The organism is Pseudomonas sp. A1230 (assembly GCF_044218825.1).
Taxonomy (GTDB): Bacteria; Pseudomonadota; Gammaproteobacteria; order Pseudomonadales; family Pseudomonadaceae; genus Aquipseudomonas; species Aquipseudomonas iridis.
In genome coordinates this window covers 881,860-903,877 of sequence record NZ_CP162582.1, presented here as the reverse complement: position 1 = coordinate 903,877, position 22,018 = coordinate 881,860, and the positions used below count along the sequence as shown (strand labels likewise).

Sequence of the window (22,018 nt, the reverse complement as noted above, 5' to 3'; positions counted from 1 at the left end):
AACAAGGAAGTTCAAATGACTGGCCCCGTGAAACATCCGTTTCCAATGCAGGATGCTGTGGTTGTTACAGAGTTTGGCGATCATGCCAACCTCTATACGGAATCAACGATTGATTTTGACCGTGACACCGCCACTGACAACGAGACATCCCATACCCAACGCAAGCCCAATCAATTAAAAGACCTCGACGCTTTATTCGGTCCGATGAAAATTGGCGCCTACTCGATCACACGAAGATCACTCGATGCCCTCGGCGCCACGGTTAACGGCGAACCGCTGACGGGCGATAACACGCTGTTTCATACCCCCCGCCGCTCTTTCATCAATTCGCTGCAATTCAATTACAGCGAAATCGAAAAACGCATCAAGATCACCTCCTTCGGCGACAACTACCTGCTTCCAACCTTTCTCTACGAAATGGCGATCGCACGCCCCGCCGATGCGCTTGCGATCATAAAGGAAGAAGCCAATCCACCGCTGGACGAAAGTGGCTATCGCAAAAAAACCATCCAGCTTTTGAATGCAGCCCAGAAGATCGATCTGCGCCTGATCAGTGACGGCAAGGCCAACTACCCCCGCTGGGCGCTGATCAGGCAATACGGCACCCTCGGCGCGAGCGTCGGCCTGCAACTGTTCGGCATATTGATGGGCCTGCGCGGAGTCCACGACGCCCTCCAGGTCAACAATGGCGGCGAGGCCATTTTCAATGGCCTGGGGGTGGTGACGGAAGGTGCTTCGATCGCTTTCGACGTGGCCACGACGCGCATCGGCAAGGGCATGATCGAAGCCGGCAACAATGCTTTCAAGGACTTCGCCAAAACCCGGGCCGGACTCAGATGGTCGCGCACTGGCGGAATCGTCGGGGGGGCACTGACCTTGCCTTTCGACATCATGAGTGCGGTGAGGGAGTTGAAGGCTGCCGAGGCACGATCCGGAAAAGAAGCGGCAGACCACTATGTAGGCGCCGGTTTGAACATTGCCAGTGCCGCGATGACGGTAGTTCTGGGGTCCGCGGCCATGGCCGGATTTTCGTTCGCCGGCCCGGTCGGCCTGGCTGCCGGCGCGATGATGGCCATCGGCGCGCAGATCTACGGCGCGGTGCGCCTGGTCGATGACATCGATGACTACATTGAACTCACACTGGAGGAGCGCTGGCGTACCGGCTGGTTCAAGTTCGTATTCATGGATCCCGACCAGGACATTCTCAATCGCTATGAAAGCGCCAAGGCTCGGGCCGAACATGCTCGCCAATTGAAAACAACGGCCAGGAAATACCTCGACGAGACCATGAAAGACACCACGGAGGCGGTGGTTAACGGTGCATTCGAGGTCACGCTGCTTCCCCGGCGCGAGTACGTCACACAGTGGGGTCTGAAAACCTCGAAAATCGTCTACATCCCGCATCTCAGCGATGCAGACGATCTGATAGACGCGCGGGATGGCGTCACCACGCAAACACCCGGCGCCGAACTGGGCAGCGCCGACAACGGCAAAAACATTTTATGGCTGCTGGGCGGCGGGAATGACACGGTCACAGGCGTGGAAAACAAACCCAATGTTTTCTACTTCACGAACGGCAAGAAAGTCCTCACCGGGGGCGTCGAGAATGACCGGTTCATTATGCAGAACGCGGCCCAGGTGCTCGACAACCCTGACCCCGACGATACCCGGCATTCCATCCTCAGAGGGGGTGGCGGTCGCAATTCGCTGGAGTTCGACGGTACGCAGACATCGCAGGCTGGCGGCCGCGGCTATGACCTGGACCTGTCCGCCGGGACCTTGCATGTCTTCACCCCGGATGCCGCGTCCGAAGAGGGCAACAGGTACTCCTTCAAAGCGCTGCTGGAGCGTATCAACGAGATTCATACACTGAGCAATGGCACGACGATCGTTACCGGCTCAAAGGACGCCGATATCATTGTGTCGCGAGGCAAGGATACGATCCACGCAGGCGACGGTGACGACACGATCCATCTGCACAAGGAAGGCGCCGCAGCCTTCGGCGGGTCGGGACAGGATATCTACAACCTCCCGCAAACCGCCAATAACCTGTCAATTACGGAGGACGGTGTTGAAGAAAGCGCGATCGTGCTCGACTGGAGAATGGATCTCATCGAAACATGGCGAATCGTCAAAACCACGCTCGAGATCACATTGAAGTTCGACTTTGATGACGCTCGTCGCAGCAAGCTGTACATCCACGATGTGTACCGACAGACGGATGGCGTGCGAGTGTTGATCAATAACAGAATTACCGTTGTCACTCGGGACAGGTTCCACCTCAAACCCGATCTGCCTGAACAAATTACTGAAGCCACATCCGTTGAGATCAAGGCAATCGTCACCCGTGAAGGTGGGCAGGAACCTGTCACCATTCTCGATGCACGGTTGGCCCACAATGTCCCGGCCAATACATTCACCGATTACTACGTCCAGCGTCATACCCGGCACAGTTCAATCATTTCCGGCCAAAGCGCGGCCCTTTACGGTTCGCGTATATTTCTCGATTTCGACAGTAGTGAATTGACCTCGGTGAACATCTTTTTCGACACAGAGATCGACTGGGAACATTCATCGCCGAGTGACAAGATCAACATCACCTGCAGTTACTATTTCCATTTCGAAGATAAAGTTCTGGAGATCAGCAAGTTTGCCACTCACAAGGCCATGACGCTGGAAGACGCGCTGCAGAAGATCGTGAATAACCAGATCAACCATGGCTACTCTCTCGTCTTCAGGGACGGCAAGGTTCATACCGTCACCCTGACCAAAGAGATGGCTGCGGCGCCGAGAACCGACTTGTATCGTCTCGCACGCAACTCGCGCTCCTTCGCCCCCGTTGCCCTGCCATTGAAGATGAAACCCGACACCTACTTCTTCCGGCTGCCTGAACAGGCACCTTATGAACTCGGCGACAGAAACTCTTGCAGCCTGTTGACCTACATTCCTGGCCAATCGCGTATCACCAGCATCGAGGGCAACGGGGGAACCTACCTGGTGCATCTGTGCGAAAAAATGATATTCCGCCTGTCCACTCCCGGTGGCCTCGAGAATGCCGTCCACAGGCTGGACTATTCATCCACGTGGGAGCTCGATGCCCGGGAGCTCGGCAAGTTCACCATCGAGTTGCTTGGAACGCGCTTGTATCTGGGCTCAACCACCATTCATGTGCCCGAATACAGCGGCGAAGACCTCGTGGACCAGATCTTCGTCATCGACGCCCACGGGATTATTTATACCGTCGACCTGATCTTTGACATGGTGTATCCCGGTGGTCTGGACGGGAGATATTTCGAGCCGCCCAAAGATGACCAATCACCCTGGCCGGAGGCATTCGCCGGGATTGCCGACAAGGAAATGCGCGTCAGCCACATGATTATGGCCGATGGCAGCGCAGGCCACTTGAAGTACAACCTGGCGCAACGCAAATGGACCTTGAGCAGCGACCCGTCTCGCGACATCAGCTATTCAGATTTGCTTGTGCTCAACCGCTGCGGGCACCAACTGGCGAAGGCATGAGCACTTCGCCCGGTCTGAGCCTTGAGCGCGCGCGACCGAACATGGCAGGCCGATTCGCAGACGAAAAAAAGCCCGCAGTGTGAGCGGGCGAAAGACCAAAGAAGCTATATGCGCAGTCGCTTCCCGGCAGGGGCAGCCGCTTGGGGGTCAGCTGCCCCGATACGTGGAGTAGCTGTAAGGCGAGATCAGCAATGGAACGTGGTAGTGATCCTGTTCGGCAGAGATGCCGAACCGCAGCACTACCACATCCAGAAACGCCGGCTCCGGCAGTTGCACACCACGGGCGCGGTAGTAATCGCCAGCGTGGAACTGAACCTGATAAACCCCGGTACGGTAGTCATCGCCCTGCAACAGCGGCGCATCGACCCGGCCATCGCTGTTGGTTGTCGCGCTGGCGACCAATTCCAGCTGCGAACCTTCAACGCGGTATAACTCGACCTTGATCGAGCTGCCCGGGCAACCGTGTGCAGCGTCCAAAACGTGTGTAGTCAAACGTCCCATTGATTCTGCGCGCCTGCCTGCATGGAGCAGTCAGACTTCGCGCCTCCCGAAGTCAGTTGAAAAGGAGACCGCACCGATTCGGAGCACGAAAAGCTGCGGCGAGCGGCTGATTAAGACACTTTTCAAAAAAATTGTACACAATAAAAACGACATTTTTTGCTTCGTCCCCGCCATCCGGGGCTTTTCTCCCGGTCTACCCCGCAAGCGCATGAACATTGCACCTTACATCCATTAACTGACTAGTCAGGCAGGTTTCTTGCAGGCTCACGCCAATAGCAGCAAAAGATGACAGTCGGTGAAAAATGCGAAAATTCAGGCTTACAAAGTGCGATTAAAGTTGTATACAATCAGCCCATCGCTGTGACGCCAGCCTGCAATCTCATCGCCAGGCAGCCACGTAATCCCGACTTTGAATAAGTCATGAACAAGAAGGAAGACTGCAGTGAGCGCTGACTACCCACGCGACCTGATCGGTTACGGCAGTAACCCTCCTCACCCACACTGGCCGGGCAATGCCCGTGTAGCCCTGTCTTTCGTGCTCAATTACGAAGAAGGCGGCGAGCGCAATATTCTGCACGGTGACAAAGAATCCGAAGCGTTCCTCTCTGAAATGGTTGCCGCCCAGCCGCTGCAAGGCGAGCGCAACATGAGCATGGAATCGCTTTACGAGTATGGCAGCCGTGCGGGCGTCTGGCGGATCCTCAAGCTGTTCAAGGAATTCGATATTCCGCTGACCATCTTCGCCGTCGCGATGGCTGCCCAGCGCCACCCGGACGTGATCCGCGCGATGGTCGAGGCCGGTCACGAGATCTGCAGCCACGGCTACCGCTGGATCGACTACCAGTACATGGACGAGGCGCAGGAACGCGAGCACATGCTCGAAGCCATCCGCATCCTCACCGAACTCACCGGTGAGCGCCCGTTGGGCTGGTACACCGGTCGCACCGGCCCGAATACTCGTCGCCTGGTCATGGAAGAAGGTGGTTTCCTTTACGACTGCGACACCTACGACGACGACCTGCCCTACTGGGAACCGAACAACCCGACCGGCAAGCCGCACCTGGTGATCCCGTACACCCTCGACACCAATGACATGCGCTTCACTCAGGTGCAGGGTTTCAACAAGGGCGACGACTTCTTCGAATACCTCAAAGACGCGTTCGACGTGCTCTACGCCGAAGGTGCCGAAGCGCCGAAGATGCTCTCGATCGGTCTGCACTGCCGCCTCATCGGCCGCCCGGGTCGCATCGCTTCGCTCAAGCGCTTTATCGAATACGCCAAAAGTCATGAACAGGTGTGGTTCAGCCGTCGCGTCGACATCGCGCGTCACTGGCACGAAACCCACCCGCACCAAGAGGCAGCCAAATGAGCCGCTTTCAAACCCTGCAACCGTCGACCCTGAGCCGCGACGCCTTCGTCAAAGCCTTCGCCGACATTTACGAGCATTCGCCATGGGTGGCCGAGAAGGCCTACGACCTGGGCGCAGACGCCTCGATCGACGAGATCGAAACCCTGCACCAGCGCATGAGCGACATCCTGTTGAGCGCCGATCACGCCAGTCAACTGGCACTGATCAACGCTCACCCGGACCTGGCCGGCAAAGCCGCCGTCCAGGGCGAACTGACCGAAGCCAGCACCAATGAACAGGCTGGCGCCGGTATTCACCAATGCACGGCCGAAGAGTTCCAGCGCTTCACCGAGCTGAACGACGCCTACAAAGCCAAGTTCAAGTTTCCCTTCATCATGGCGGTAAAAGGCAGCAACCGGCATCAGATCCTCGCGGCGTTCGAAACGCGCATTCACAATTCGGCGGATACCGAATTCAAATGCGCGCTGGCGGAGATCAACAAGATCGCCCTGTTCCGTTTACTGACCCTCTAGCGAAGCCTGACCCGAGCATGTCAGACGCGGAGAATGCCCAGGGTCTTGCAAGCATCCCCAGCCAACTTATTTAAAGGCAGACAAGAAGAATGAAAGCTTACGCCGTACCTTTCGAGAAGTTCGTCAACCTGGCCGATGCCCGTCTGGGCACCAAAATCATCTCGGTCACCGATGACTGGTTCGCAGACGCCAATCGTCTGTTCCAACCGACCCCGGCCGTATGGAAGGAGGGCGTGTTCGATGACAACGGCAAGTGGATGGACGGCTGGGAATCGCGCCGCAAGCGCTTCGAAGGCTTCGACAGCGCCGTGATCCGCCTGGGCGTTCCGGGTTCGATCAAAGGCGTGGACATCGACACTTCATTCTTCACCGGCAACTACCCGCCATCGGCCTCTCTGGAAGCGTGCTTCCTGGCGTCGGGCGAGCCTGACGAAAACACCCAGTGGACTGAAGTGCTGTCGGCCGTCGAGCTGCAGGGCAACAGCCACCACTACCACGAAATCAGCAACGACAAAGCGTTCAGCCACCTGCGCTTCAACATCTACCCGGACGGCGGTGTTGCCCGTCTGCGCGTGTACGGTGTGCCGCATCGCGACTGGTCGGCTGTTGGCGACAATGAGCAAATCGACCTGGCAGCCGCCCTTAACGGTGGTCGCGCCCTCGCCTGCTCCGACGAACACTTCGGCCGCATGAGCAACATCCTCAACCCGGGCCGTGGCATCAACATGGGCGACGGCTGGGAAACTGCACGTCGTCGCACGCCGGGCAATGACTGGGTGATCGTCGCACTGGGCCACCCGGGCGAGATCGAAAAAATCATCGTCGACACCCTGCACTTCAAGGGCAACTACCCGGACACCTGCTCGATTCAGGGCGCGTTCGTCAAGGGCGGTACTGACAGCCAGATCGAAACCCAGTCGCTGTTCTGGCGCGATCTGCTGCCAAGCCAGAAACTGGAAATGCACGCCGAACACACCTTCGTCGAGCAGATCAAGGCACTGGGCCCGATCACCCACATCCGCCTGAACGTGTTCCCGGATGGTGGTGTGAGTCGCCTGCGCGTACTGGGCAAGGTCGCGAAGTAATGCTGAGCCTGTAGGAGCTGCCGCAGGCTGCGATCTTTTGATCTTAAAAACAAAATCAAAAGATCGCAGGCTTCGCCAGCTCCTACAGGAATCGCGCAAGACGCACTGACAAGTTGAACAACACAGAATTCGGATAAGAAGAACAGCATGCGCACACTGACGATTGAACCGCTGAGCAAAGAAGCCTTCGCCCCTTTCGGTGACGTGATCGAAACCGACGGCAGCGATCACTTCATGATCAACAACGGTTCGACCATGCGCTTCCATAAACTGGCGACGGTCGAAACCGCTCAGCCGGAGGACAACGCGATCATCAGTATCTTCCGCGCCGACGCGCAGGACATGCCGCTGACCGTTTGCATGCTGGAACGCCATCCGCTGGGCAGCCAGGCTTTCATTCCGCTGCTCGGCAACCCCTTTCTGATCGTGGTCGCGCCACTTGGCGATGAACCTGTATCAGGCTTGGTCCGCGCCTTCGTCACCAACGGCAGGCAGGGCATTAATTACCATCGCGGCGTTTGGCACCATCCGGTGCTGACGATCGAAAAGCGGGATGACTTCCTGGTGGTTGATCGCAGTGGCACAGGCAATAACTGCGATGAGCATTTTTTCAAAGAGGATGAGCGTTTGATCCTCGCCCCCCACCAATAAGAGAAGGTCTGATCACTCGACAACAGAGTGACAGGCGAGAGGTAAAGACTGTGGAAGCACATCTGTTGGAATGGCTGAACCTGAGCGTGCGCTGGGTTCACATGATTACTGGCGTGGCCTGGATCGGCGCGTCGTTCTATTTCGTCTGGCTGGAGAACAACCTCAACCGCGTCAACCCGAAAACCGGTCTGGCCGGTGATCTGTGGGCGATCCACGGTGGCGGCATCTATCACCTGGAAAAATACAAACTGGCTCCCCCGACCATGCCGGACAACCTGCACTGGTTCAAATGGGAAGCCTACTTCACCTGGTTGTCGGGGATCGCGCTGCTGTGCGTAGTCTTCTACTACAACCCGACGCTGTACCTGCTGGCACCCGGCAGCAGCCTGACCGGCCCTGAAGGCGTTGCACTGGGCATTGGCTCTCTGTTCGTCGGCTGGTTCGTCTACTCCTTCCTTTGCGACTCGGCGCTGGGCAAACGCCCTGCCCTGCTCGGCTTCATCCTGTTCGTGCTGATCATCGGCGCGGCGTATGGCTTCAGCAAGGTGTTCAGCGGTCGTGGTGCGTACCTGCATGTTGGCGCGATCATCGGCACCATCATGGTCGGTAACGTGTTCCGCATCATCATGCCGGCGCAACGTGCACTGGTAGCGGCGATTGCCGAGAACCGCACGCCGGATCCGGCGCTGCCGGCCAAAGGCCTGCTGCGTTCGCGTCACAACAACTACTTCACCCTGCCGGTGCTGTTCATCATGATCAGCAACCACTTCCCGAGCACGTATGGCAGCCAGTACAACTGGTTGATCCTGGCCGGGATCGCGGTGTTTGCAGTGTTGGTGCGTCACTACTTCAACACCCGCCACGACAGCCACAAGTTTGCCTGGACGCTGCCTGTTGCAGCGGTGGGCATGATCACTCTGGCGTACGTCACCGGCCCTGCGCCGATGTCGACCGCACCGGAAGTGGCCAAGGCTCCAGCGAAAATCGAGTACCAGCCATTGCCGGAAACTGCAGTGGGCGGTGGCTTGAAACCGGCTGAAGCGGCGCAACCTGCTGCACCTGCCGAACCTGCAGCAGCACCAGCGCAAGCCTCCAACGCCGGCCCAGGCTTCGACAAAGTGCACAACGTGATTCAAGAGCGTTGCACAGTTTGTCACTCGGCCAAACCAACCAGCCCGTTGTTCAGCGCAGCTCCGGCCGGTGTGATGCTCGACACCCCTGAGCAGATCCGCCAGAACGCGGCGCGGATCCAGGCGCAGGCCATCACCACGCAGATCATGCCACTGGGCAACATCACACAGATGACCCAGCAGGAACGTGACCTGATCGGTGCATGGATCGCCCAGGGAGCCCAGACCAACTAAGTAACAAAGCTTCGCGAGCAGGCTCGCTCCCACAGAGATCGCGCATTTCCTGTGGGAGCGAGCCTGCTCGCGAATCGCCTTAGCGCAGTTTTACCTGATGCAAAGAAACAGCTGTGAGCCACCCGGCAGCTGTTAATCACAAGAATAAAAAGATCCGAGGTGTTGCATGTCCGAGCTGTCCAAAGCGCGCATCCCCGACGCACCCGCCATTCAGCGTTTGCCCCTTTTGCAACTGATTCTGGTCGGTTTGCAACATGTTCTGCTGATGTACGGTGGTGCCATTGCGGTGCCGCTGATCATTGGACAGGCCGCTGGCCTGAGTCGTGAAGAAATCGCCTTCCTGATCAACGCCGACCTGCTGGTCGCTGGTATCGCCACCATCGTGCAGTCGCTCGGTATCGGCCCGATGGGCATTCGCATGCCGGTGATGATGGGCGCCAGTTTTGCCGCTGTCGGCAGCATGGTCGCCATGGCCGGCATGCCCGGTATCGGTCTGCAAGGCATCTTCGGTGCGACGATCGCCGCCGGATTCTTCGGCATGATCATCGCGCCGTTCATGTCCAAGGTCGTGCGCTTCTTCCCGCCGCTGGTGACAGGCACCGTCATCACCTCGATCGGTTTGTCGCTGTTCCCCGTGGCCGTGAACTGGGCTGGTGGCGGCGTTGATGCCGAACAATTCGGTTCACCGATTTATCTGGCCATTGCCGCACTGGTGCTGGCCACCATCCTGCTGGTCCACCGTTTCATGCGCGGTTTCTGGGTGAACATTTCCGTGTTGATCGGCATGTGCCTGGGCTACGTGCTTTGCGGCGCGATCGGCATGGTCGATCTCAGTGGCATGGCCGCTGCGCCGTGGGTTCAGTTCGTCACTCCGCTGCATTTCGGCATGCCGAAGTTCGAACTCGCACCGATCCTGTCGATGTGTCTGGTGGTGGTGATCATCTTCGTGGAGTCCACCGGGATGTTCCTCGCGCTGGGCAAAATCACCGGCCAGGAAGTCTGCCCGCGCATGCTGCGTCGCGGCTTGCTGTGCGATGCCGGCGCCTCGTTCTTCGCCGGTTTCTTCAACACCTTCACCCACTCCTCCTTCGCGCAGAACATCGGCCTGGTGCAGATGACCGGCGTGCGCTGCCGTTCGGTGACCATCGTTGCCGGCGGCTTGCTGATCGTCTTGAGCCTGCTGCCCAAAGCCGCGTTCCTGGTGGCATCGATTCCTTCAGCGGTACTCGGCGGCGCAGCGATTGCGATGTTCGGCATGGTCGCCGCCACCGGGATCAAGATCCTTCAGGAAGCCGATATCGGTGACCGGCGCAACCAGTTGCTGGTGGCGGTGAGCATCGGCATGGGCCTGATCCCGGTGGTGCGGCCGGAGTTCTTCGCCCATCTGCCGATGTGGATGAGCCCGATCACCCACAGCGGCATCGCCATGGCAACGCTCAGCGCGCTGACGCTGAATCTGCTGTTCAACATCCTTGGCGGCGCCGAGCGCGCCGCGATCAACGACTGCCACGCGCACCCGCATTAACAGCAACACCGATAGCCCCTTGTGGGAGCGAGCCTGCTCGCGAAGACGTCATCAGCTTCAACACTCTCGTTGACTGATACACCGCTTTCGCGAGCAGGCTCGCTCCCACAGGGAAAGCAGCTCTGCGCCTGAAAAATAAGAACAAGAGGGAGCAACAGATGATTCGCACGCAAACCAACCTGCTGTTGAGCGGCGGCCTGCTCGCCGCATCCCAGGCCATGGCCGGCGATTTACTGCTCTGGCAGACCAACAGCCTCAGCTACCTGTACGGCAAGAACTTCGCGATCAACCCGTCGATCCAGCAGACGGTGACCTTCGAGCACGCCGACAAGTGGAAGTACGGCGACAACTTTCTGTTCGTCGACAAGATCTTCTACAACGGCCAGGAAGACCGCAACAAAGGCCCGCACACCTTCTACGGTGAATTCACCCCGCGCTTCTCGTTCGGCAAGATCTTCGACCAGAAAATCGAGTTCGGCCCGATCAAGGACGTGCTGCTGGCGATGACCTACGAGTACGGCGAAGGTGAAAGCGAGGCCTACCTGATCGGCCCCGGCTTCGACCTCAAAGTGCCTGGCTTCAATTACGTCACCCTGAACATCTTCCGCCGCCAGACCGAAGGCCCACGCCCCGGCGATGGCGTCTGGCAGATCACGCCCGGCTGGTCCTACAGCATTCCGGTGGGCAATTCCGACCTGCTGATCGATGGTTATCTGGATTGGGTGGTCGACAACGACGAGAACTCGCGCGGCACCTACCACGCCAATCTGCATATCAATCCGCAGATCAAATATGACCTGGGCAAAGCCCTGGGCTGGAGTCAGAAGCAGCTGTATGTCGGCACCGAATACAGCTACTGGAAGAACAAATACGGCGTCGAAAACAGCCATAACTTCGACACCAATCAGAACACCGCCAGCCTGCTGGTGAAGGTGCACTTCTAAGATGGCCCGCAACCGTGCCCCATGCCTGTCGTCGGTGCTCTGTTGCGGGGCACTTGAGGCGAGGCCTGCGAGTCAGTATTCTCCGCGGCCTCTTGAATTCGGTCTAAAAAAAAGCCCGAATTTAATTCCTGACCAGCGGGCCAACTTATCCCGGCCCCGGTCAGTACCGAGGCACTCCGAAAACACGCTCAATCGACTGTTTTTCAGCAGCCGACGGGCGTTTTTTTGCTTTTCGAAAAGCCTTGGCTCAGCTTTTGCTAACAGCAAACAAGCTGACCGATCGGATGACTTTTTGCAGCAACGAAAAAAGGCGCCACACCAGAGCGCCGATCAAAAAAATAAACGTGGAACACCTACTTTGGGAGCAACCGAATGAAACGTATGTGCACCAGCCTGATGCTTGCGGGATCCTTGCTGGCCGGGGGGCAGGCCATGGCCGAAGGCCTCCTGCAATGGCAGGACAACAGCCTGACTTACCTCTATGGCAAGGACTTCCAGGTCAACCCGCGCATCCAGCAGACCGTCACCTTTGAACACGCTGACGGATGGAAGTACGGGGACAACTTCTTCTTCCTCGACAAGATCTTCTACAACGGTGAAAAGGACTTCAACAACGGTCCGAACACCTACTACGGCGAGTTCCAGCCACGCATCTCGCTGGGCAAGGTTCTCGACCAGAAGATCGAGTTCGGCCCGATCAAAGATGTCCTGCTGGCGATGACTTACGAGTTCGGCGAAGGTGACACCGAGTCCTACCTGATCGGTCCGGGCTTCGACCTGGCCATCCCGGGCTTCGACTACTTCCAGCTGAACTTCTACCAGCGTCACACCGAAGGCTCGCGCGCCGGTGACAACGTCTGGCAGATCACCCCGGTGTGGTCCTACACCGTGCCGGTGGGCAACTCGAACATCCTGATCGACGGCTACATGGACTGGGTGACCGACAACGATTCCAACTCAAAAGGCGACTACCACGCCAACCTGCACTTCAACCCACAGGTCAAATACGACTTGGGCAAGGCGCTGAGTTATGGCGAGAAGCAGTTGTATGTGGGTGTTGAATACGATTACTGGAAAGACAAGTACGGGATCGACGACACCGGTGCGTTCAAAACCAATCAGAGCGTGACCAACTTCCTGGTGAAGTTCCACTTCTGATGCGGGTATAAGTGGCGTCTGCAAGGACGCCATCGCTGGCAAGCCAGCTCCCACAAGTTCTTTGGTGTAGACAAAATCTGTTTACGACGCAAAGCCCTGTGGGAGCTGGCTTGCCAGCGATTGCCGCACCACCGGGTTCAGGCTGGAACCACCGCTTCGGACAGCCCCAGAAACCGGCACAGCTCCTCACGCTTGGCCAACGCATCCCGCCGCCCCAAATCAATCAGCTCGCTGCAATACCCCGCCTCGAACAGCAGGTAACTCAACACCCCTGCCCCACTCGTCCTGGTCGCACCCGGCCCACGCAAGAACAACCGCAACGCCGCCGGCAATTCCTGGCGATGCCGCGCCGCGATCTCATCGATCGGCTGACTTGGCGAAATCACCAGCACCTCCACTGGCGCCACGCCCAATGCGCGGGTCGGCGTGCCATCGGGCATCAAATGGCTGAACTGGTTCAAGCGCTGAAGCAACTCGATGTCGCTCTCCAGACTGTCAATGAACGTGCTGTTGAGCATGTGCCCGCCGATCTGCGCCAGCGTCGGCTGCTGACCGGTGTAGGTGCGTTCCAGCGGCTGCTGCGGATCAACCCCGCGCGGGTTGCCGCTGACGCCCACCACCAGCACGCGAGTCGCGCCCAGGTGCAGCGCCGGGCTGATCGGCGCTGATTGGCGCACCGCGCCGTCACCGAAATACTCCTCGCCGATTTTCACCGGCGCGAACAGCAACGGAATCGCCGAACTGGCCAACAGATGCTCCACCGACAACTGCGTCGGCACGCCAATGCGCCGATGACGCAGCCACGCATCGATCACGCCGCCGCCCTGATAGAACGTCACCGCTTGCCCCGATTCGTAGCCGAACGCGGTCACCGCCACGGCGCGCAATTGCTTTTGAGCGATGGATTCGGCAATGCCGGGCAGGTGCAGCTTTTCATTGAGCAGATCGCGCAGTGGCGAACTGTTGAGCAGCGCCACCGGCATTTGTCGACCGATGCCGAGCAAGCTATGGCTGACAAACCGACTGGCCTGATGGATCACGCCAGGCCAGTCACTGCGCAGCACGCGATGGCTGCGAAAGCCCTGCCAGAACAGTGTGAGGCGTTCGATGGCGGCGCGAAAATCGGTGGCGCCGCTGGCCAGGCTGACCGCGTTGATCGCCCCGGCCGAAGTGCCGACGATCACTGGAAAAGGGTTGTCCGCGCCCAATGGCAGCAACTCTGCAATCGCCGCCAACACCCCTACCTGATAGGCCGCCCGAGCCCCGCCGCCGGAAAGAATCAAACCTGTGACCGGTTCAGCAGGGCTCATCGCAACACTCCATGGTGCTTAGGGGGATGGGTCAATCAACCGCGTTTGGCGTACAACTTCGGCTCGCCCGGCGGACGGCTCTTGAAGCGGCGATGCGCCCACAGGTATTGCTCGGGGCAGGCCCGCAGCGCGCTCTCGACCCACTGATTGATGCGGATGCAGTCGGCCTCTTCGGTCTCACCGGGGAAACCTTCCAGCGGCGGATGGATGACCATGCGGTAACCGCTGCCGTCGGCCAGGCGCTCCTGAGTGAACGGCACCACCAACGCCTTGCCCAACCGTGCAAACTTGCTGGTCGCGGTCACGGTGGCGGCCTGAATGCCGAACAGCGGCACGAAGATGCTCTGCTTGGCGCCGTAGTCCTGATCCGGTGCATACCAGATCGCCCGACCTGAGCGCAGCAACTTGAGCATGCCGCGCACGTCGTCGCGCTCCACCGCCAGCGAATCGAGATTGTGCCGCTCGCGCCCACGACGCTGAACAAAATCGAACAGCGGATTCTTGTGTTCGCGGTACATGCCGTCGATGGTGTGTTGCTGGCCGAGCAGCGCCGCGCCGATTTCCAGGGTGGTGAAATGCGCCGCCATCAGGATCACGCCTTTACCTTCGCGCTGAGCTTGCTGCAAATGCTCAAGACCTTCGATGTGCGCCAGTTTTGCCAGGCGCTCGCGGGACCACCACCAGCTCATCGCCATTTCAAAAAAGGCGATACCGGTTGAGGCAAAGTTTTCCTTGAGCAGACGCTTGCGCTCGGCGGCGGACTTTTCCGGGAAGCACAGTTCCAGATTGCGTTTGGCGATGCGCCGCCGGTCGCCGGCCACGCGATACATCAACGCGCCCAAAACTCGACCGATGGTCAGCAGTGCCGGATACGGCAACTGCACAATCAGCCACAAAAGCCCCAGACCGCACCAGAGCGGCCAGAAGCGTGGAGCAAGAAATGCTTTTCGAAAACGCGGGCGATCCATTAAAGCTTCCGTAAATACAGTGGCCGCGCATTCTACATCGTTCGACCCGGCTTGCGGCTCGCGGGCGTTCTCGTTATAAGTCTCGGCACTTTTAGTGACAAGCCGTTGTATGCCGATATGAGCCAAATCCAATCGCCAGACCAAGATCCCGTGTTCCAGTTGAAGGGCAGCATGCTGGCCATTACCGTGCTGGAGCTGTCCCGCAACGATCTCGAAAGCCTTGATCGGCAACTGGCCGCCAAAGTCGCACAGGCGCCAAATTTTTTCAGCAATGCACCGCTGGTCCTGGCGCTGGACAAACTGCCGCCCGGCGAAGGCGCCGTCGATCTGCCAGGGCTGATGCGCATATGCCGTCAACATGGCCTGCGCACCCTGGCGATTCGCGCCAGCCGCATCGAAGACATCGCCGCTGCCATCGCCATCGACATCCCGGTGCTGCCGCCGTCCGGCGCCCGTGAACGACCGCTGGAAACCCCGGAAGTCGAAGTCAAAAAGAAGCCGGAAAAACCGCCAGAGCCGACCATCAAACCGACCCGTGTTATCACGACGCCAGTGCGTGGTGGCCAACAGATATATGCCCAGGGTGGCGATCTGGTTGTGGTTTCGTCGGTCAGTCCGGGCGCGGAACTTCTCGCCGATGGCAACATCCATGTATACGGCCCAATGCGTGGCCGGGCGCTGGCCGGCGTGAAGGGCGATACCAAGGCACGGATTTTCTGTCAGCAATTGAGCGCTGAACTGATCTCCATCGCCGGTCATTACAAGGTTTCCGAAGATTTGCGTCGCGACCCCATGTGGGGCTCGGGCGTACAGGTCAGCCTGTCGGGCGACGTGTTGAACATCATTCGGCTTTAACGGATACTGCCGCATTTTCCAAGCATCTCTAAAACGTAGCGAAAACGGCTCAAACGAAGTAGGAAAAAGGCCAAAAGCCAAATTCCAGCCAAGGCTGTCCGACTGCAGTAGTTTTCAAGAGATGTTTTTCAGGGGCTAAACAGTCCTTCTTCCTTAGGGGTGAAACACCTTGGCCAAGATTCTCGTGGTTACATCCGGCAAGGGTGGTGTGGGTAAGACCACCACCAGCGCCGCTATCGGTACCGGCCTCGCTCTGCGCGGCCACAAAACAGTGATCGTCGACTTCGACGTGGGCTTGCGTAACCTTGACCTGATCATGGGTTGCGAGCGCCGCGTGGTGTATGACTTCGTCAACGTGGTCAACGGCGAAGCCAACCTGCAACAGGCCCTGATCAAAGACAAGCGCCTGGAAAACCTCTACGTACTGGCCGCCAGTCAGACCCGCGACAAAGACGCGCTGACCGTAGAAGGCGTGGAAAAAGTCCTGATGCAACTCAAGGCAGATTTTGACTTCGTGGTGTGCGACTCCCCGGCGGGCATCGAGAAAGGTGCACACCTGGCCATGTATTTCGCCGACGAAGCGATCATCGTGACCAACCCGGAAGTGTCCTCGGTACGTGACTCCGACCGCATGCTCGGCCTCTTGGCCAGCAAGTCGCGTCGTGCCGAACAAGGCGAAGAGCCGATCAAGGAACACCTGCTGCTGACCCGATACAACCCGCAGCGCGTCAGTGATGGCGAAATGCTGGGCGTCGAAGACGTGAAGGAAATTCTGGCAGTGACCCTGCTGGGTGTCATCCCGGAATCCCAGGCTGTCCTGAAGGCTTCCAACTCGGGTGTCCCGGTTATTCTCGACGACCAGAGCGATGCCGGTCAGGCCTACAGCGATGCCGTTGATCGTCTGCTGGGCAAAGAAAAAGAACATCGTTTCCTCGATGTTACGAAGAAGGGATTCTTCGAGCGCCTGTTTGGAGGTAGGTAATGAACCTTTTTGACTTCTTTCGTGCCAACAAAAAGCCAAGTACCGCCTCGGTAGCGAAAGAGCGTCTACAGATCATCGTGGCGCATGAGCGCGGCCAGCGCAGCACGCCGGATTACTTGCCAGCCTTGCAGAAGGAACTGGTCGACGTGATCCGCAAGTACGTCAACATCGGTAACGACGACGTACATGTTGCACTGGAAAGCCAGGGCAGTTGCTCGATTCTGGAACTCAACATCACCCTGCCTGATCGTTAAGTCGATCCGGTAGTCGCTACGGCGGCTCAGGGCCATTCCGACCCCGGAATGGTTCTGAGCCGCCGTTGGCATTTGTTACGAGGCTGTTTTAATGCCGTTGTCCAACATCCACATCCTCCATCAGGACGCCGCCGTACTGGTGGTCAACAAACCGACCCTGCTGCTCTCGGTGCCCGGCCGCGCCGACGACAACAAGGACTGCCTGATTACCCGCCTGCAGGAAAACGGCTACCCGGAAGCGCGCATCGTTCACCGTCTGGACTGGGAAACCTCGGGGATCATTCTGCTCGCCCGTGACGCCGATACCCATCGCGAACTGTCGCGCCAGTTTCACGACCGCGAAACCGAAAAGGCCTACACCGCGTTGGCCTGGGGTCAGCCGGAACTGGACAGTGGCAGCATCGACCTGCCGCTGCGCTACGATCCGCCAACCAAGCCACGTCACGTGGTCGATCACGAGTTCGGCAAACATGCGCTGACCTTCTGGCGTGTGCTGGAGCGTTGCGGCGACTGGTGTCGCGTCGAGCTGACGCCAATCACCGGCCGTTCGCACCAGTTGCGGGTGCACATGCTGTCGATCGGTCATCCGCTGCTCGGTGACGGCCTCTACGCACACGAGCAAGCGCTCGCCGCCTGGCCACGTCTGTGCCTGCACGCGAGCATGCTCAGCTTCACCCATCCGCAAACCGGCGAACGCCTGCGCTTCGAGTGCCCGGCGCCGTTCTGACAAACTCCGCAAGGCCCATGCAGGAGCTGCCGCAGGCTGCGATCTTTTGATCTTGCTTTTGATTGACGGAATTCAAGATCAAAAGATCGTCCGGTCGCGGCGCGAGCCTGCGGCAACTCCTACACGGATCCACTTCAGATTCAATTCCCTGGTCAATGCGTTAAACTCCCGCCCATTGCTGTCTGGAGCTTCTTATGCGCGAAGAGTTGAACCAAGGCCTGATCGACTTCCTCAAGGCCTCCCCTACCCCGTTCCACGCTACCGCCAGCCTGGTGCAACGTCTGGAGGCTGCCGGTTTTGTGCGCCTCGACGAGCGCGAGCCATGGACCACCGAGGCCAACGGCCGCTACTACGTCACCCGCAATGACTCCTCGATTGTCGCGATCAAAATGGGCCGCAACTCGCCGCTGCACGGTGGCATCCGCCTGGTTGGCGCACACACCGACAGCCCGTGCCTGCGGGTCAAGCCGCAACCGGAACTGCAACGCCAGGGCTTCTGGCAACTGGGTGTTGAAGTCTACGGTGGTGCGCTGCTGGCGCCGTGGTTCGACCGTGACCTCTCGCTGGCCGGCCGCGTAACCTTCCGCCGCGACGGCAAAGTCGAAAGCCAGTTGATCGACTTCAAGGCGCCCATCGCGATCATCCCCAATCTGGCCATTCACCTGAACCGTGAAGCCAACATGGGCTGGGCGATCAATGCCCAGACCGAATTGCCGCCGATTCTTGCGCAGTTCGCCGGTGACGAGCGCGTCGACTTCCGTGCCGTGCTCACCGATCAACTGGCGCGCGAACATGGTCTGAACGCAGACGTCGTGCTCGATTACGAGCTGAGTTTCTATGATACGCAGAGTGCTGCAGTCATTGGCCTGAACGGTGACTTCATTGCCGGCGCGCGACTCGACAACCTCCTGTCGTGCTACGCCGGCCTGCAAGCCTTGCTCACTGCCGAAACCGACGAGACCTGCGTGCTGGTCGCCAACGACCACGAAGAAGTCGGCTCCTGCTCGGCCTGCGGTGCCGATGGCCCGATGCTCGAGCAGACCCTGCGCCGTCTGTTGCCCGAAGGTGATGAGTTCGTCCGTACCATTCAGAAATCCCTGCTGGTTTCGGCCGACAACGCCCACGGCGTGCACCCCAATTACGCCGACAAACACGACGCCAACCACGGCCCGAAACTCAACGCCGGCCCGGTGATCAAGGTCAACAGCAACCAGCGCTACGCCACCAACAGCGAAACCGCCGGGTTCTTCCGTCATCTGTGCATGGCTGAAGAAGTACCGGTGCAAAGCTTCGTGGTGCGCAGCGACATGGGCTGCGGCTCGACCATCGGCCCGATCACCGCCAGCCACCTGGGCGTGCGCACCGTCGACATCGGCCTGCCGACGTTCGCCATGCACTCGATCCGCGAACTGTGCGGCAGCAATGACCTGGCGCATCTGGTCAAAGTGCTGAGCGCGTTCTACGCCTGCCGCGATTTGCCGTGACCCACTGTAGGAGCTGCCGAAGGCAGCTCCTACACAGATCAATACCGATCAGCCCAAAGCGGCCTAGACTTACATCATTCATTTCGACAAGGCAGTCACCATGATCTCGATGTCCTCTTTCCACGCCATGCTCATTCCCATACTGTGCGGAATGATCCTGCTGGCCATCGGCTTCAACTTCCGCGACAAGAACGCGGGTGTGTTCGCGATGTGGATCGGCATGCTGACGATCCTCGCCACCGTGGTCTACAAGATCCTCGCCAAACTCAACGAATAAACCCGCGCCCGGCTCGCATTGCTTTCGGCGGGCTCGTACACTTCAGCGAATCCGCCCGTTGCGAGGTTGACCGCCTAGTGTTTGCTCGTCTGTTTGCTCTGCCCTGTATTTTCCTCATCTGCCTGATGACGTTGCTGCCAGTGGCGCCTGCCCACGCGGTCGGTCTGCCGGGCCTGCTCAATACCAGCAAGGCGCAGCCCGAAGCCCAGGAACCGCTCGGGCAGTCCCTCGACGAAGTCATCAAGTCGCTGGAAAACGACAAGCAACGCGCGCAGTTGCTGACCGATCTGAAGAAACTCCGCGACGCCACGAAAAAAGCCCAGGCCTCACCTGAACAAGGCGTGCTCGGCCTGATTGGCGGCACACTGAGCAATTTCGAGAAACAGTTCTCCGGCGCCGACAGCCCGGTGACGCGCTGGTCCAGCGAGTTCGATCTGGCCAAGGATGAGTTCAAGGCGCTGATACTGCCGGCCAGCGAATGGCTGCCCATCATCTTTGCCTTCGCCATCATTCTGATGGTCTGGAGCCTGCTCGCCGCCGCGCTGATCTGGCTCGGCCATCGCGTACGCATGCGCTTCGGTCTCACCGAAGAACTGCCGCAACACCCCAAGGCCCTCGACATGTTGCGCTTCGCTTTACGCAAACTCGGGCCGTGGCTGATCGCCCTGGTGATCACCGTTTACATGAGCTACGCGCTGCCATCGTCACTGGGCAAAAGCCTGGCGATGCTATTGGCCTACGCGCTGGTGGTTGGCACCTGCTTCTCGGCAATCTGCGTCATCGCCTTTTCCCTGCTCGACGGCCCGCACCGCCATCGTGCTCTGTACATCCTGCGCCATCAGGCGTTTCGGCCGCTGTGGCTGATCGGCAGCTTCGCCGCGTTCGGCGAAGCCCTGAGCGACCCGCGACTGGTCGAAGGACTCGGCGTGCATCTGGCGCACACTGCCGCGACCATCGCCAATGTGCTCGCGGCACTGTCGACCGGATTGTTCATCCTGCGTTTCCGCCGGCCGGTAGCGCACCTGATTCGCAACCAGCCGCTGTCCCGCCGCCTGACCCGCCGCGCCCTCAGCGACACCATCGACATCCTCGGCACCTTCTGGTACGTGCCAGCGCTGGTGCTGGTCGGCATCTCGCTGTTCGCCACTTTCGTTTCCGCCGGCGACACCAGCACCGCGCTGCGCCAGTCGCTGATTTGCACCGTGCTGCTGGTGTTGTGCATGGTCATAAACGGCCTCGTCCGCCGTCATTCACTCAAACCGCAACGCGGGCCGAAACGCCACGCGCTCTATTCCGAGCGCCTGAAAAACTTCTTCTATACCCTCGCGCACCTGTTTGTGTGGCTGGTATTCATCGAACTCGGCCTGCGCGTCTGGGGCCAGTCGCTGATCGGTTTCGCCGAAGGTGACGGCCATGACATCAGCGTCAAACTGTTCAGCCTGATCGGCACACTGATTTTCTCCTGGCTGATCTGGATCCTCGCCGACACCGCCGTGCACCACGCCCTCACCCGCTCGCGCAAAGGCCTGGCCAACGCACGCGCGCAAACCATGATGCCGCTGATCCGCAACGTGCTGTTCGTGACGATTTTCATCATCGCGCTGATCGTCGCTCTGGCGAACATGGGCATGAACGTCACGCCACTGCTGGCCGGTGCCGGTGTCATCGGTCTGGCCATCGGTTTCGGCGCGCAGTCACTGGTCGCGGATTTGATCACCGGCCTGTTCATCATCATCGAAGACTCGCTGGCCATCGACGACTACGTCGATGTCGGCGGCCACCTCGGCACCGTCGAAGGCCTGACCATCCGCACCGTACGCCTGCGCGACATCGACGGCATCGTCCACACCATCCCGTTCAGCGAAATCAAAAGCATCAAAAACTACTCGCGGGAATTCGGCTACGCGATCTTCCGCGTCGCCGTGCCGTACAACATGGAAATCGATGACGCGATCAAACTCATGCGCGACGTCGGCCAGAAAATGCGCACCGACCCGCTGCAACGTCGCAACATCTGGTCGCCACTGGAGATTCAAGGCGTGGAAAGTTTCGAGTCCGGCAGTGCGATCCTCCGCGCGCGATTCAAGACTGCGCCGATCAAACAGTGGGAAGTTTCGCGGGCCTTCAACCTGTCGCTCAAACGCCATCTCGACGAAGCCGGACTCGACTTGGCAACGCCGCGCATGAGCGTGCAAGTGATCACACCGGGCGCGGAGTATAAAAAGGAGAACTGAACCCGAATGTGCCCCCCTATTGGCAGGCAGTGCCAATAGGGGGGTATTTTTATTGATCTTTGAAACCGGGTTTACCGTTAGCGGAGCGCCAGTTTTTTACCTCCAAGACAACATTTTCAGGCCCATCCTTGCCTTCTTCCGGGTAGTAGATCAAATCTGAGCCAGAAGGATGCTCAACTAGCCGCTTAAACTCAAGAATGGCTAAAATTTGCTGTTTCTCTGTACGAAATCCTGAGTTATAGATTTTCCTGACAAATTCAAGAAAACTTTTTTCACTCATTTCCTGTATTGATTTCACA

The 22,018-nt window shown here is 58.9% G+C and carries 20 protein-coding genes; 16 read left to right on the top strand and 4 right to left on the bottom strand.

The annotated features are described in order from the left end of the window. The first annotated feature begins 15 nt into the window (after window positions 1–15). Window positions 16–3,519 (top strand): calcium-binding protein, encoded by a 3,504-nt coding sequence (locus AB4P97_RS04275; protein ID WP_395602094.1) that lies wholly within the window; start codon window positions 16–18, stop codon window positions 3,517–3,519. A gap of 147 nt (window positions 3,520–3,666) precedes the next feature. Here the strand turns inward: AB4P97_RS04275 and uraH are convergent, their stop codons facing one another. Next, window positions 3,667–4,020 (bottom strand): hydroxyisourate hydrolase, encoded by a 354-nt coding sequence (uraH, locus tag AB4P97_RS04270; RefSeq protein WP_042558430.1) that lies wholly within the window; start codon window positions 4,018–4,020, stop codon window positions 3,667–3,669. Window positions 4,021–4,462: 442 nt separating this feature from the next. On the opposite strand from uraH, the gene puuE reads away from it, so the two are divergent. The 8 genes from puuE (at window position 4,463) to AB4P97_RS04230 (ending at window position 12,628) form a co-directional block, all read left to right on the top strand. Beyond that, entirely contained in the window at window positions 4,463–5,389 is a 927-nt protein-coding gene (puuE, locus tag AB4P97_RS04265; protein ID WP_042558428.1) for an allantoinase PuuE, read from the top strand. Beyond that, window positions 5,386–5,901: a 2-oxo-4-hydroxy-4-carboxy-5-ureidoimidazoline decarboxylase gene (gene uraD / locus AB4P97_RS04260; protein WP_042558427.1), complete on the top strand. Its 516-nt coding sequence runs from the start codon at window positions 5,386–5,388 to the stop codon at window positions 5,899–5,901. Before puuE ends, uraD begins: the two co-directional genes overlap by 4 nt. 89 nt (window positions 5,902–5,990) lie before the next feature. Continuing rightward, window positions 5,991–6,986, top strand: coding sequence for an allantoicase (alc, locus tag AB4P97_RS04255; RefSeq protein WP_042558426.1), 996 nt, complete (start codon window positions 5,991–5,993; stop codon window positions 6,984–6,986). A gap of 147 nt (window positions 6,987–7,133) precedes the next feature. Then, a complete protein-coding gene (locus tag AB4P97_RS04250) occupies window positions 7,134–7,637 on the top strand; it encodes an ureidoglycolate lyase (RefSeq protein WP_042558425.1) in 504 nt (167 codons plus the stop codon). 50 nt (window positions 7,638–7,687) lie between these two features. Then, complete coding sequence (locus AB4P97_RS04245) at window positions 7,688–9,001, top strand: urate hydroxylase PuuD (protein ID WP_047300351.1); 1,314 nt, start codon at window positions 7,688–7,690, stop codon at window positions 8,999–9,001. A gap of 166 nt (window positions 9,002–9,167) precedes the next feature. Beyond that, complete coding sequence (locus AB4P97_RS04240) at window positions 9,168–10,526, top strand: nucleobase:cation symporter-2 family protein (protein ID WP_115148220.1); 1,359 nt, start codon at window positions 9,168–9,170, stop codon at window positions 10,524–10,526. A gap of 158 nt (window positions 10,527–10,684) precedes the next feature. Next, window positions 10,685–11,470, top strand: a complete 786-nt coding sequence (locus AB4P97_RS04235) for an outer membrane protein OmpK (protein ID WP_042558423.1) — start codon at window positions 10,685–10,687, stop codon at window positions 11,468–11,470. A gap of 372 nt (window positions 11,471–11,842) precedes the next feature. After that, on the top strand, window positions 11,843–12,628 hold the full coding sequence (locus AB4P97_RS04230; RefSeq protein ID WP_042558422.1) for an outer membrane protein OmpK: 786 nt from the start codon (window positions 11,843–11,845) through the stop codon (window positions 12,626–12,628). Between the two features lie 137 nt (window positions 12,629–12,765). Here AB4P97_RS04230 and AB4P97_RS04225 read toward each other — a convergent pair whose 3' ends face one another. Together AB4P97_RS04225 and AB4P97_RS04220 are read right to left on the bottom strand one after the other, a co-directional pair. After that, window positions 12,766–13,938 carry a patatin-like phospholipase family protein gene (locus AB4P97_RS04225; protein ID WP_042558421.1) on the bottom strand — a complete coding sequence of 391 codons (1,173 nt, stop codon included), beginning with the start codon at window positions 13,936–13,938 and terminating at the stop codon, window positions 12,766–12,768. A 35-nt stretch (window positions 13,939–13,973) separates the two neighbouring features. Next, window positions 13,974–14,906, bottom strand: a complete 933-nt coding sequence (locus AB4P97_RS04220; RefSeq protein ID WP_042558420.1) for a lipid A biosynthesis lauroyl acyltransferase — start codon at window positions 14,904–14,906, stop codon at window positions 13,974–13,976. A gap of 117 nt (window positions 14,907–15,023) precedes the next feature. On the opposite strand from AB4P97_RS04220, the gene minC reads away from it, so the two are divergent. The 7 genes from minC to AB4P97_RS04185 all read left to right on the top strand — a co-directional run bounded on the left by minC (window position 15,024) and on the right by AB4P97_RS04185 (window position 21,719). After that, window positions 15,024–15,761, top strand: coding sequence for a septum site-determining protein MinC (minC, locus tag AB4P97_RS04215; RefSeq protein ID WP_042558419.1), 738 nt, complete (start codon window positions 15,024–15,026; stop codon window positions 15,759–15,761). Window positions 15,762–15,930: 169 nt separating this feature from the next. Beyond that, window positions 15,931–16,743, top strand: a complete 813-nt coding sequence (gene minD / locus AB4P97_RS04210) for a septum site-determining protein MinD (protein ID WP_042558418.1) — start codon at window positions 15,931–15,933, stop codon at window positions 16,741–16,743. Next, window positions 16,743–16,997 carry a cell division topological specificity factor MinE gene (gene minE, locus AB4P97_RS04205; RefSeq protein ID WP_003223146.1) on the top strand — a complete coding sequence of 85 codons (255 nt, stop codon included), beginning with the start codon at window positions 16,743–16,745 and terminating at the stop codon, window positions 16,995–16,997. The genes minD and minE overlap by 1 nt, the downstream gene beginning before the upstream one ends. Window positions 16,998–17,088: 91 nt before the next feature. Continuing rightward, window positions 17,089–17,724 (top strand): RluA family pseudouridine synthase, encoded by a 636-nt coding sequence (locus tag AB4P97_RS04200; RefSeq protein WP_016982865.1) that lies wholly within the window; start codon window positions 17,089–17,091, stop codon window positions 17,722–17,724. Between the two features lie 194 nt (window positions 17,725–17,918). Then, window positions 17,919–19,208 carry a M18 family aminopeptidase gene (locus AB4P97_RS04195; protein WP_042558417.1) on the top strand — a complete coding sequence of 430 codons (1,290 nt, stop codon included), beginning with the start codon at window positions 17,919–17,921 and terminating at the stop codon, window positions 19,206–19,208. Window positions 19,209–19,308: 100 nt separating this feature from the next. Next, window positions 19,309–19,485, top strand: a complete 177-nt coding sequence (locus AB4P97_RS04190; RefSeq protein ID WP_162835980.1) for a hypothetical protein — start codon at window positions 19,309–19,311, stop codon at window positions 19,483–19,485. 77 nt (window positions 19,486–19,562) lie between these two features. Further along, window positions 19,563–21,719: a mechanosensitive ion channel family protein gene (locus AB4P97_RS04185; protein ID WP_042558416.1), complete on the top strand. Its 2,157-nt coding sequence runs from the start codon at window positions 19,563–19,565 to the stop codon at window positions 21,717–21,719. A gap of 49 nt (window positions 21,720–21,768) precedes the next feature. Here AB4P97_RS04185 and AB4P97_RS04180 read toward each other — a convergent pair whose 3' ends face one another. Next, window positions 21,769–22,017, bottom strand: coding sequence for a bacteriocin immunity protein (locus AB4P97_RS04180; protein ID WP_235378442.1), 249 nt, complete (start codon window positions 22,015–22,017; stop codon window positions 21,769–21,771). Window position 22,018 lies beyond the last annotated feature (1 nt).

Bases quoted from the DNA above. Each gene is read 5' to 3' on its own strand.
- AB4P97_RS04275 (WP_395602094.1), top strand. From the start codon at position 16: ATGACTGGCCCCGTGAAACATCCGTTTCCAATGCAGGATGCTGTGGTT.
- uraH (WP_042558430.1), bottom strand. From the start codon at position 4,020: ATGGGACGTTTGACTACACACGTTTTGGACGCTGCACACGGTTGCCCG.
- uraD (WP_042558427.1), top strand. From the start codon at position 5,386: ATGAGCCGCTTTCAAACCCTGCAACCGTCGACCCTGAGCCGCGACGCC.
- alc (WP_042558426.1), top strand. From the start codon at position 5,991: ATGAAAGCTTACGCCGTACCTTTCGAGAAGTTCGTCAACCTGGCCGAT.
- AB4P97_RS04250 (WP_042558425.1), top strand. From the start codon at position 7,134: ATGCGCACACTGACGATTGAACCGCTGAGCAAAGAAGCCTTCGCCCCT.
- AB4P97_RS04240 (WP_115148220.1), top strand. From the start codon at position 9,168: ATGTCCGAGCTGTCCAAAGCGCGCATCCCCGACGCACCCGCCATTCAG.
- AB4P97_RS04235 (WP_042558423.1), top strand. From the start codon at position 10,685: ATGATTCGCACGCAAACCAACCTGCTGTTGAGCGGCGGCCTGCTCGCC.
- AB4P97_RS04230 (WP_042558422.1), top strand. From the start codon at position 11,843: ATGAAACGTATGTGCACCAGCCTGATGCTTGCGGGATCCTTGCTGGCC.
- AB4P97_RS04225 (WP_042558421.1), bottom strand. From the start codon at position 13,938: ATGAGCCCTGCTGAACCGGTCACAGGTTTGATTCTTTCCGGCGGCGGG.
- AB4P97_RS04220 (WP_042558420.1), bottom strand. From the start codon at position 14,906: ATGGATCGCCCGCGTTTTCGAAAAGCATTTCTTGCTCCACGCTTCTGG.
- minC (WP_042558419.1), top strand. From the start codon at position 15,024: ATGAGCCAAATCCAATCGCCAGACCAAGATCCCGTGTTCCAGTTGAAG.
- minE (WP_003223146.1), top strand. From the start codon at position 16,743: ATGAACCTTTTTGACTTCTTTCGTGCCAACAAAAAGCCAAGTACCGCC.
- AB4P97_RS04200 (WP_016982865.1), top strand. From the start codon at position 17,089: ATGCCGTTGTCCAACATCCACATCCTCCATCAGGACGCCGCCGTACTG.
- AB4P97_RS04195 (WP_042558417.1), top strand. From the start codon at position 17,919: ATGCGCGAAGAGTTGAACCAAGGCCTGATCGACTTCCTCAAGGCCTCC.
- AB4P97_RS04190 (WP_162835980.1), top strand. From the start codon at position 19,309: ATGATCTCGATGTCCTCTTTCCACGCCATGCTCATTCCCATACTGTGC.